Genomic DNA, 9,300 nt, shown 5'->3' on the forward strand with positions numbered 1-9,300 from the left:
AATCAAACTAATATTACGCTGACTATACTGATTAATTTGATCTTTAGATTTATTTAAAACAAAGAAGAAAGATACAAGAAGAATATCCGCTTTTATCTCCCTTAATTATTATCAAACTCTAAAATAAAAATCAAACTAATATTACGCTGACTATACTGATTAATTTGATCTTTAGATTTATTTAAAACAAAGAAGAAAGATACAAGAAGAATATCTGCTTTTATCTCCCTTAATTATTATCAAACTCTAAAATAAAAATCAAGCTAATCATTATAATCAGCGTAATCCGGAGTCAGACAAAATCCGCGACAATCTACGCGCGCCTGCGCGCGAAGGAATTAACTCTTCTGCGTCTTCCCGCTGAGCACAAATAGAATTGAGCCTAAAACAATCAATCCTATTTTAATGCCCCACGCAGGTCCTTCTCCCCATTTATAGATCCACATTAGTATTCGGGGTACATGGTTAAAGAAACCGGTAACAATGGATAAAAGGCCAAAAATCACTAAAAGGGATGCTATTCTTTGCATATAAGGGTTATTTACGGAATGAATAATGGTTGACGCATTACATGAGGAAACTGAACTTATTCTCGAACATAGGGCCAACAACAGGTACAGGCTTTCTTCGGCCATTCATTGCATTGATGATGCCCAGCACCCACAATGCCAGTATGACGATGTTTGCATACACTACTACAGACAGGGAAGGCACAATACGCACGATGATATTAATGGCTGCTCCAAGGATAAAGCTGATAATAGCAATGCCTAACGATTGCTTCAGGTGATAGGTTACGAAAGGATCACGTTCCTTGTCTTTATACTGAAAAAATGCAATCAGCCATCCGATAATCGTGATGTAGGAAATGATAGCCAATGTTTTCTTGTCCATGCTGTATTCGTTTTAGATTGTTAGTTTGTTGCAACAAAGCTACGACCAGCAGGAAGGGTTTCTTATCCCTGAAATCAGCTAATTTTTTAGATCAAACCAAATTGAGTGGCAAATTTTATGACGGCAGTCATGGTATTTACATCAAATTTATCCATCAGGTTTTTACGATGACTTTCCACAGTGTGGGTGCTGATAAACAGCTGTTCGGCTATCTGCCCGGTGGTCAATCCTTTACTTACAAGCACCATGATCTCTTTCTCCCGGCGGGTGATCTTGGGTATTTCCGTTAGTTCGCCTTCCTGTACCTGGCTTACGATATTGCGCGATGCGCGGCACAGGTATATTTCCCCCTTCAAGGCGGCATTGATAGCCATAATAATTTCATCGCCAACCGCATTCTTCAGCACATAACCATTAGCACCGCTATTAAGTACATTCTTAATTACCGGGCGTTCGTTGTGTACGCTCAGTGCAATAATGCGTACATCCTTATCATATTTGCGAACCTGCTGGCAGAGATCTATTCCATTGATGTCCGGTAAATTAATGTCGAGGAGCACCACATCAGGCGCCAGGTCTTCAATGGCCTGCAGGCCTGCTTTGCCGGTATCGAAGCAACCGGTCACGGTTACATCTTCCCGGCGCGACAACAGGTTCTTCAATCCTTCCATTACAATAGGGTGGTCATCTATCAGCAATACTTTTATCATAAACTACAATCATTTTACAACACATTCAATATTAAATGCAGCACCTGTTCCGGGGGCCGATGCTATTTCAAGGGAGCCATTCAGCATTTCCACGCGGGACTGTATATTAGCCAGCCCGGCGCCTTTAAGCGATTGAAGATGAGCGGTGTCAAATCCTTTCCCGTCATCTTCCACTACAAGGAAAAGCTGGTTGTCGCGCTGTTGCAGCTGTACCAGGATCTGCGATGCGGCAGCATGTTTCACGGCGTTGTTCACCAGTTCCTGCGTAATACGGTACAACGTTACCTGCCGGCTGGCGCTCATGTTATTCCGGTAGTTATATACCTGGCAGGAAACGGGAACGCCTGATTTTTTAAGCCCGTTGCAGTATTCTTTGATGGCTTCTCCCAGCCCGTATTTGATCAGCACTTCCGGCATCATGCTCCTGGCTATCCTGCGGAGTTCGTCCACGGCACTATCCAGGTGATGCATGGTTTTATGAACAATAGCTTGCCGGGGCGATGATGTTCCCGGCTCTTGTAATGCGGAGAGCTCTATTTTTACACCGGAGAGCAGCCCGCCGAGACCATCGTGCAAATCGCGCGCAAGACGGGTGCGTTCCTGTTCCTGGCCTTCCAGCATAGCAGATAGTACTGACATGCGATGCGCCTGGTTGATCTGGTCCAGCTCCAGGTTATGCAGCCGCTGCTTTTGTTTAAGAGCGTTGGACCGCTGCTTGAAAGCATAATACAGGAACGCTGCGGCAAGGAATAAGGCGATGGTAAGCGCCGAGTATATTTTATTGAGCTTACGGTTATAGGTGAATCTCTCGCCCATTGTTTTCAGTTCCTGCTCCCGTTTGGTGGTTTTGAAATTGGCATCCGTAAGTGCCTTTTGTTGTACTTCCGCCTCATATTTTGCATTGAGCAGCGATTTATCTTTTAGGATGGCGGCATATTTTGCAGCCAGTAATGCCTGGTCTTTTTGCCCGGAAAGATACCTGGCGTGGATCAGTTCCCGGTTCCGTTGCTCCGCAAGTAACCGTATTTCCAGCAGGGCCTTTTCTTTGCGGGCCATTTCATATTTGGCTTCCAGGTCTTTGGCCTTGTTCATTTTTTCCCCATCAAACAGTTCCTTGTAGATATCCATGTACTGTTTGTAGTTGAAAAGCGCCGCGGAAGTGTCTTTCCTGAGTTCGTAAAGGGTTGCCAGTCCGAGGTATGATTGGGAAAGATTGTATTTATCATAGAGGGGATCCTGCACGGTGGTAGCAATAGCGCCGTTGTAATATTCAATAGCCTCGTTATAGTCGCCGCGGTTATAGGCCATATTGGCCAGGGTATTATATACGCCGGCTTCCACTACATATTGTTTGGTCATCCTGCCTTCTTCCAGCGCTATATGATTGTAGTAGTCGATACTGTCTTTATTGGCTGCGGTGGCGGGCATGTTCTCCGCGAAAATATTGGCCAGCCCGGCGGCGGCGAAGGGTATATCGCTGGGGTTAATGAGCCGTTGCCTGTTGGCCCGGGCAATATTGAGTGCATAGCGTATATAAAACAAGGCGGAGTCCAGCGCCTCTTGCCGGGAATTGTCGCTGCGGTAAAGGTTGGTGAAGTAGGAGCCCCGTTCCTGGTTAGCGCTGATCAGTTTATCCAATGTGCCCAGTTTGTTGGCTGCGGTTAAGGAAAGCCGGGTGTATTTTTCTACATTCACCAGGTCGTACCACCTGAAGTAAATGCCTGCCAGTTCAGAATAAATAGCTTGTTTGTATTTTAATGCATCCGGATCATTCTCCAGCATGTCGAGGGCCTGCTGCAGTGTGTGAATGCCCTCCGTTTCTTTGTGGGAGCGGATTTCCAGCCAGGCCTTCATGTACTGCACATATCCTTTCATGAGGCGGCTGCGCGACCGGCCTATGTAATAGTTGGCGCTGTCCAGGCATTCGTAGGCCGCGTTTTCATCTCCCATAATGTAATAGGAAGCAGCCATCATACCGTAGGTATGTGCACGGTATTGACCGTCTTTCATGGGGGCAGCCATCGCCAGGGAACCACGCAGGATGCTCAACCCTTCCTTCCATCCGGAATTAAAGAACACCACCTGTCCAAGCCTGTCCATTGCGTCTATACGTTTTTCCAGCGGCAACTGTGGCTGCGCTATAATGTTACGGAGCGAGTCGGCCAGCAACTGTGCGCTGCTACTGGTGGCGGCAATAAGCAACGTGATAGTGCATATGATACGATATAGCAGGTGCATGGTTTTTTGGATCAGCTGCAAATTTACAATTGTCATGGAATTAAAAATGGCTGATTTCAGGGATATCTCCACGGGGCTGCCGCCGCTACTTTTGTGTTATCAAATCATGAAAACTAAAACAAGATGAGAAAATTTAAAGCCCTTTTCGGCCCCCTCTGTATTGCAGCCGCCAGTACCTTTTTTGCAAGTTGCGATTCGTCTATGAATCCTGTTGAGTATAATAATAAGCTGATGTCTGTGATGAATGAGCAGGAAAAACATATGAATGAAATGAACACGGCGATGGTGAGCCAGGACTTTGCCAAAGCCGAATCGGTCCGTAAAACCTGGGTGGAACAGCTGGACAAATCTATCGGGGAAGTGAACAAAATAGCAGCCGCCAAAGATGACGGAGGTTTGAAACCAGCCGTAGAACAGGGATTGAAGGAATATAAGAAGATTGCAGGCGAGAGCTACAAAGAATTGATAGGACTACGGACAAAAGAAAAAAATGGCGATACCTCCGTGCTGCCGCAGATCCAGGTTACGCTTAACAGGATCAATCAATCGTTTGAAGCGATCGGCGCAAATATCAATAAAGCCAGCTATCAATTCGAAAAGAACCATAGCAAGCCATAGTAACGGTAACCATTGATGTTGTTAGAAGAAGAACCGGGGCTGCCCAAAAGCATCTTTGCTTTTGGGCAGCTTTTTTTTGAGATGGTATTGCTGATCGGGTGCTGCCTGGCTATATATTGGCCGAAAAATTGTACATTGCCACTACAACCGTATCGAGAGTCCGTATCATATCCGAAAAACGATGAACCTAGCCGTATCTGCCAGAGGCAAATTTATTGCCTGTTTTACTATTTCTGTGCTATCCTGTTGTCTGATGGCTTTTACCGCCCATGCGCAGCTGAAAGCAGATTTTACCGCTAATAATACCGCCGATTGCGACCTCCTGGTAACCACATTCACAGATCATTCCACCGGTAACCCCGTATCCTGGCAATGGGACCTGGGCAATGGCACTACTTCTACCGAACAAAACCCGCAAGCCTCCTATGTTACTGCCGGCAGCTATACGGTTAAGTTAACTGTAACAGACGCTGCCGGAGCCACTAATACCATTACTAAAACCAATTTTATCAATGTATGGAGCAAGCCAAAGGTGAACTTCAGCGCCACACCGCCCAGCGGTTGCGCTCCTTTTACTACCACATTTACCGATAAATCCGACCCGGTAGACGGCACTATTACCCAACGTGCGTGGGACTTCGGCGACGGGTTCGATGGTAGTGGCAGCAGCATTGCACATACCTTTAGCAGGGCCGGCGACTACGCGGTAACATTAACGGTTACTAATAGTCACGGCTGTACGAATTTTCTCCGGAGAGAAAAAGCAGTGGAAGCATTACCTGCCATCAATGCGGATTTTACAGTGGCGCAGACAACGCTTTGCCAGGCGCCGGCAGACGTAGTTTTCACCAATACCTCTACGGGCAATGGAACGCTTAGCTATCTCTGGAAGTTTGACGATGGTGCCACTTCTACACTGAAAGATCCCGGTAAGCACACTTTTACCACAGCCGGTAAGCACAGCATTACCCTCACCGTCACCAACGAGCTGGGTTGCTCCGATACAAAAATTGTGAGCGATATTAACCTGGCCAATTATAACACTGATATAGATATACCGGCGCTTGTGTGCGCCAGTAAGGCTAACAGGTTTACGGCAGTTACCACCGGTATTAAGCCGGATAAATATACCTGGGAGATCAATGACCAGCCTTTTGGAGGAAACACCGCTACTATTGCTTATACTCCGGCAGCCGCAGGCCCGCTGAAAGTGAAATTGACAGCCACTTACGGAACCTGCACCCAGGTGGTGGAGAAATCAGCTACTGTGAATGCCTCACCGGCAGTGAATATCAGCAGCGATAACAAACCTGCCTGCACCCTGCCTGTTAACATCAATTTTAACAGTAATTCTTCAGGTGCAACCGGCTGGCAATGGACTTTTGGCGATCAGCAAACATCTACTGCGCAGAATCCTGCACATAGCTATAGCGCCGCGGGCGTTTATAAAGTAAGCGTAGTAGCTACCAATGCCGCCGGCTGCCAGATCAGGAGTGAAGCGGATGTTCCCGTAGTGCAAACCCTCATCACAGCTACAGCCAAGGGCGCCAGCGGATGCGAAGGCATTTCACCAACCTTTACGGCCACCAGCAACAGCAGCGATCTGATAGCCACTTACAGCTGGGATTTCGGAGATGGATCTGCAAAGTCGGCAGAAGCCAGTCCTGCGCACGTGTACCCTAAGGAAGGCACTTACCCGGTAACGCTTACCTATACTACCGTAAACGGATGTACGGGAACCGTAAAATGCCAGCAGGATGTAAAGGTATACCGTAAACCCACAATAGATTTCTCCTCACCCGAAAGCCCAAAAGTTTGCGGTAACTCCACGGTGAATTTCAAGGACCAGTCGGACGTGGGCGACAAATGGGTATGGGATTTCGGCGATAAAACCACCAGCCAGGATAACACGCCAACGCCTAAGCACAGTTACTCAGCTCCGGGTGTATACGATATTACCCTCACCGTTTCTAACGGAACCTGTAATAATTCCCTTACTAAAAAGCAATACATAGAAGCCACGGATCCTTTTCCCCGTTTCACCATGGCTAAAGCGGACTGTAACAACCGTCTTACAGCCACATTTAATGAAAGCTCCACCAAGGCTACCTCCTGGAAATGGGAATGGGGAGATGGAACAGATACGGCTTATACTACACGAACCGCAAAGATTACCCATGTATACCCTAAAACAGGTAAATACAAAGTGCGCCTCACTGTATCTGACGGTACCTGTACCACTACGCTGGAAAGAACAGCCGACATGATTGCCGCTTCACCTGTTGCCATCACCGCAGATAAGAGCACCCTGTGCAGCAGCGATACGGTACATACAAAGATCAGCAGCTACGACCCGGACATCTACGGCATTAACGGGTATGCCTGGCAGGCTAACGGTAAAGCCTATCCCGACAGTACGCTTACCAGCTACCCGTTTACCAACCTGGCGCCCGGCAAACAGACCTTACAACTGGTAGCCACTAACAGGGTAGGGTGTACAGACAGCAGTAACGTGGTAAATGTGGCCGTGCGGGGTCCGCTGGCAGGATACAACCTGCCGTCAGATGTACAATGCCGTGGTACCATGGTAACTTTTACAGATGCCACTGATCTTACCTATAGCAATGGCGTGGCAAAATGGGAATGGGATTTTGGAGATGGAACTCCTTCCCAAACTTTCACCGCACCACCGTTTACGCATGTATACGATACGGCCGGCTATCGTTTCAAACCAGTTTTAAAGGTGACCGACAAAGATGGTTGCTCAAATGTTTACTCGGGGAAAACATTGCAGGTGAATGGACCGAATGCAGATTTTATTGCAGATAAATACGTAGTAACCCCCGGCAGCAATGTTACCTTCACCAATCAATCCACTGATATCGGCGGTACCATAGCAACGGTGCGTTGGGATTTTGGTAATGGAACCGCTTCTTCAACTACGCCCAAAGCGGTTGTTAACTACGCCAATTTAGGTGTATATAAAGTGCAGTTGCGGATCGCTGATAACAACGGTTGTAAAGACACTACCGAAAAGGAGATCAAGGTAACAAAAACGGGTGCTGCCTTTACTTATACTTCTTCCTTTGTAGATGGCAGCAATTGTGCGCCGATGTTATTCCGCTTTACCAATAAGTCTTTTAACTATACCAGCTCCTTCTGGGACTTTGGCGACGGCAGTACATCAGACCAGGTGAACCCCGTACATACCTACACGCTGGCCGGCCAGTATAAGGTAACTTTAAAGGTAAAGGGAAATACCGGAGATGAAGACCAGGTAGAAGAAACCATCGTAGTAACAGGACCGTTTGCAGAAATAACCGCGAACACACAAGGTGGCTGCCAGGAACAGGAAGTAGTGTTTAATGTAGCAGGGGCAAAATCGGCGACTTTCAGCTGGGACTTTACAGACGGCATTATACAGGACACAAAGGATTCAGTGACTACGCATACCTTTAAGAAACCGGGAATATATAATCCCCGCTTGTTGCTGACTGATAATTCAGGATGCCGCGGGCTTGCCTTACTTAAAGATCCGATTGTAATAGACGAGCTGGATGTAAAACTGAACCCTTCCGCCACGGAATTATGCGGGGAAGGCGATGTCACTTTCGATCCCGATTTTACCAGTCACTCTATGAGCCTGGGAATGCCGGCTACCTATCAATGGACCTATGATCCTTCCGTAACCGCTACCGGCGCCAATACCGCCAAACCAAAGTTTCACCTGAATAAACCAGGCACCTACCAGTTTACACTTACTACCACTACGGCCTATCATTGTGAAAAAACGGTATCCGCTACCGTGGTGGTACGCCCGCTGCAGCGGGCATCTATTACCGGCCCTGATAAAGCCTGTAAGGATGTGCCGGTAACCTTTAACGGAACCACTTCCGGTGATGGTGATGTTACCTGGAAATGGAATTTTGGAGGACAGGGTACCGATAATAAACAACAACCCGCTGATCATGCATTTACCACACCGGGCATGATAGATGTAACGCTGGCGGTTACCAATAAGGAAGGCTGTACCGATACTGCGCATCATAGCATCAATGTGCTGCCTTTACCGGACGCGAAAGCCACTGCTCCCGCCGATTTTATTTGTTTGAATAATACAACGGTGCTGCAGGCCGGCGGCGGCGTTAAATATGAATGGACGCCCACCGAAGGACTGAGCAACCCCAACATCGCCAATCCGCAGGCAAGCCCGGTTACCAATACCACCTACCAGGTGAAAGTGACTGACAATAATGGTTGTGTGGATACCAGCAATGTCAGTATCCGCGTGGTGCAACCTTTTACCATCAGGGCTACACCTGATACGGGGCTTTGTATAGGCGACAAACTCCCCCTGATGGTAATCGGGGCCGATAGCTATGTATGGGAAGGGCCGGGGCTTGATAATCCCAATATTGCCACCCCAACGGGCAGCTTAACCAGCATTGGCAGCTACACCTATAAAGTAACAGGATACGATAAAGACGGCTGTTTTTCCGACAACGCATCATTGAAGGTGCAGGTGAATCCCGCGCCAACCGTAATGCTCGGTGGCGATATCCTGGCAATGGCCAGCGTGCCTGTGCAGCTGGGCGCCGCAGTAAGCAATGATGTAGTGCGCTGGAACTGGTCGCCGGTGGAAGACCTGGACTGCAGTACTTGTCGCTCTGTACAGGCGGTTCCCAATCTTACTACCCGGTACGTACTGGAAGTGGAAAACCGTTTCGGCTGCAAGGCTTCCGATGATGTAACCGTACATGTTACCTGCAGCAAAGGCGCAGTATACATGCCCAATGCCTTTACACCCAACGGCGATGGGCAGAATGAATACTGCTATCCA

At 47.8% G+C, this 9,300-nt stretch carries 5 protein-coding genes; 2 read left to right on the forward strand and 3 right to left on the reverse strand.

Annotated elements, in window-relative coordinates:
- Positions 1 to 567: 567 nt before the first annotated feature.
- The 3 genes from VN105_RS19790 to VN105_RS19800 form a co-directional block, all read right to left on the reverse strand.
- Complete coding sequence (locus tag VN105_RS19790) at positions 568 to 894, reverse strand: DUF4870 domain-containing protein (RefSeq protein WP_325643405.1); 327 nt, start codon at positions 892 to 894, stop codon at positions 568 to 570.
- An 86-nt stretch (positions 895 to 980) separates the two neighbouring features.
- Positions 981 to 1,604, reverse strand: coding sequence for a response regulator transcription factor (locus tag VN105_RS19795; RefSeq protein ID WP_325643407.1), 624 nt, complete (start codon positions 1,602 to 1,604; stop codon positions 981 to 983).
- A gap of 9 nt (positions 1,605 to 1,613) precedes the next feature.
- Positions 1,614 to 3,878, reverse strand: a complete 2,265-nt coding sequence (locus VN105_RS19800; RefSeq protein WP_325643408.1) for a sensor histidine kinase — start codon at positions 3,876 to 3,878, stop codon at positions 1,614 to 1,616.
- A gap of 87 nt (positions 3,879 to 3,965) precedes the next feature.
- Between VN105_RS19800 and VN105_RS19805 the strand changes: the two genes are divergently transcribed.
- Positions 3,966 to 4,460 carry an LIC11966 family surface protein gene (locus VN105_RS19805; protein ID WP_325643409.1) on the forward strand — a complete coding sequence of 165 codons (495 nt, stop codon included), beginning with the start codon at positions 3,966 to 3,968 and terminating at the stop codon, positions 4,458 to 4,460.
- Positions 4,461 to 4,713: 253 nt separating this feature from the next.
- The coding region (locus tag VN105_RS19810; RefSeq protein ID WP_325643411.1) for a PKD domain-containing protein at positions 4,714 to 9,300 on the forward strand (4,587 nt) is incomplete at its 3' end.

Origin of the sequence: Chitinophaga sp., assembly GCF_035564935.1 — a bacterium.
Taxonomy (GTDB): Bacteria; Bacteroidota; Bacteroidia; order Chitinophagales; family Chitinophagaceae; genus Chitinophaga.